This window comes from Cohnella xylanilytica (assembly GCF_014212175.1).
Classification (GTDB): Bacteria; Bacillota; Bacilli; order Paenibacillales; family Paenibacillaceae; genus Cohnella; species Cohnella xylanilytica.
Genome location: NZ_JACJVR010000036.1, coordinates 1 through 2,301, shown reverse-complemented (window position 1 = coordinate 2,301; position 2,301 = coordinate 1). Strand labels below are relative to the sequence as shown.

At 64.2% G+C, this 2,301-nt stretch carries 2 protein-coding genes; one reads left to right on the top strand and one right to left on the bottom strand.

The features are described from left to right. The first annotated feature begins 226 nt into the window (after positions 1 to 226). The gene (locus H7B90_RS10065) at positions 227 to 1,306 is read left to right on the top strand and encodes a lactonase family protein (protein WP_246578430.1); all 1,080 of its coding nucleotides are present in this window, start codon (positions 227 to 229) and stop codon (positions 1,304 to 1,306) included. A gap of 228 nt (positions 1,307 to 1,534) precedes the next feature. Here the strand turns inward: H7B90_RS10065 and sucB are convergent. After that, a partial coding sequence (sucB, locus tag H7B90_RS10060; protein ID WP_185135738.1) for a dihydrolipoyllysine-residue succinyltransferase occupies positions 1,535 to 2,301 on the bottom strand: 767 nt, incomplete at its 5' end.

The following is a 2,301-nucleotide window of genomic DNA, read 5'->3' as shown; positions in this document are numbered from 1 at the left end:
GACATAGCACCGCTGCTCTCTCTGACGATTAGACTTCGCAACGGGCCAAACGGTTTTGGGCTATTCGAAAAAAAATCGCGCCAGTCGTGCGGCAAGGGAACCGCGGTTCAGGCGCTATCGGGCCGACTCCCGCCTGCCGCGTCAACGCTCAGGTGCCTTCCGGCGGGATTAGTGGTAAAATGCAGTTTTAGAGATCAAATAGCCGATTATGGAGGTGCGCCTGCTTATGGCGACTACGCAAACTTTTGCTTTTATCGGATCCTACGCGGACGCGGGCGGGCCGGGACTGTACGCATGCTCGTTCGACGCGGCGGAAGGAACGTTGAAGCTGCTCGACCAAGCGGACGGGCTGCGCAACCCGACGTTCCTGGATATCGACGCGGAAGCCGGAAGGCTCTACGCGATTATGGAAGGCCAGGACGCGGAAGGGCGGAAATGCGGGGCGGCCGCCGCGTTCGCGTTCGATTCCGCCGCGGGCAAGCTGCGGAAGCTGAACGAGGAGATTACGCTTCCCGCCACGACGTGCCACATCACGCTGGATCGCTCCCGCAAGTTCGTCATCACGTCCAGCTATCACGGCGGCTCGATCAGCCTCTCTCCGCTGGCGGAGGACGGGCGGATCGAGCCGGCGGCCGACGTGCATAAGCACGAAGGCTCCAGCGTCGCGCCGGCTCAGACCCAGGCGCGGGCCCACTCCGTCATCGTCGACCGCGCGAACCGGTACGCCGTCGCCTCCGACCTCGGCATGGACAAGCTGATCGTGTACAAGCTCGATCTGGCGAACCGCCGGATGGTGCCGCACAGCGAGACGAGCGTCGCTCCGGGTTCGGGGCCTCGGCACTTCGTATTCCACCCGACGCTGCCGTTCGCTTACGGAATTAACGAACTGAACAGCACGATCACCGCGTACGCATACGACGCGGAGGAGGGACGGCTCACCGTCGTGCAGACGATCTCGACGCTGCCGGCGGACTATCAAGGCGATAACGCGTGCGCGGATATTCACCTGTCGCCGGACGGACGGTTCCTGTACGGCTCCAACCGGGGCCACGACAGCCTGGCCGTCTATTCCGTCGACCCGGCGACGGGGCGGCTCGAGATCGTCGAGTACGCTCCGACGCTCGGGGGCCATCCGCGCAACTTCGGGCTGTCGCCGGACGGACGGTTCGTGCTCGTCGCGAACCGCGACTCCGACAACGTCGTCACCTTCCGCCGCGACGAGCGGACCGGCAAGCTCGCGCCGACGGGCAGCGAGTTCAAGGCCTCGAAGCCGGTGTGCATCCGCTTCGCGGAGTTCAAGGCTTAGAGCGCTAATAGGCAAGGGGCCGGGGGCGGTCCGGTCAAGGGAAGCCGCGGTTACGCGCTTCCTCGGACCGCGCCTGGCCCCTTTCGCGTGCAGCAAGACGGTTTTTTCCGCNNTTTCCGCTTGTTGGAGCCGCTTCGGCCGCCGCAGGATGCGGCCTATGCCATCATGCAAAAAAAAGGGCCGCCCTCGCCGAATTCGGCGTTGGGCGGCCCTTCGCTATTGATTCGATTAGCCTTCGATCAGCAGCGTCTCCGGATCTTCGAGCAGTTCCTTGACCTTGACGAGGAACTGGACGGCTTCCGCGCCGTCGACGATGCGGTGGTCGTACGACAGAGCGATGTACATCATCGGACGGATCGCGATCTCCGTGTTGTTGTTGATGGCGACCGGACGATATTGGATCTTGTGCATGCCGAGAATGCCCACTTGCGGAGCGTTCAGAATCGGCGTCGACAGCAGCGAGCCGAACGTGCCTCCGTTCGTGATCGTGAACGTGCCGCCTTGCAGCTCGGAGAGACCGAGCGTGTTCGAGCGGGCCTTGGCGGCGAGGTCGGCGATGGAGCGCTCGATCTCGGCGAAGCTGAGCTTGTCCGCGTCGCGCACGACCGGAACGACGAGACCTTCCTTGGCGGCGACGGCGATGCCGATGTCGAAGTACTTCTTGGCGATGATGTCTTCCCCGTCGATCTCCGCGTTCAGCAGCGGGAACTTCTTCAGCCCGCCGACGACCGCCTTCGTGAAGAAGGACATGAAGCCGAGGTTGACTCCGTTCTGCTCCTTGAAGGCGTCCTTGCGGCGCTTGCGCACGTCCATGATGGCGGTCATATCGACTTCGTTGAACGTCGTCAGCATGGCGGCCGTATGCTGCGCTTCGACCAGGCGCTTGGCGATGGTCAGGCGGCGGCGGGACATCTTCTTGCGTTCAGCCGGCTTGGCCGGGTTGAACTCGGCCGGAGCGGCCGCGGCGGGCGCCGGAGCCGCGGCCGGTGCCGGGG

What these genes read in the sequence shown, in the direction of transcription:
- H7B90_RS10065 (WP_246578430.1), top strand. Translation starts at nt 227, where the DNA reads ATGGCGACTACGCAAACTTTTGCTTTTATCGGATCCTACGCGGACGCG.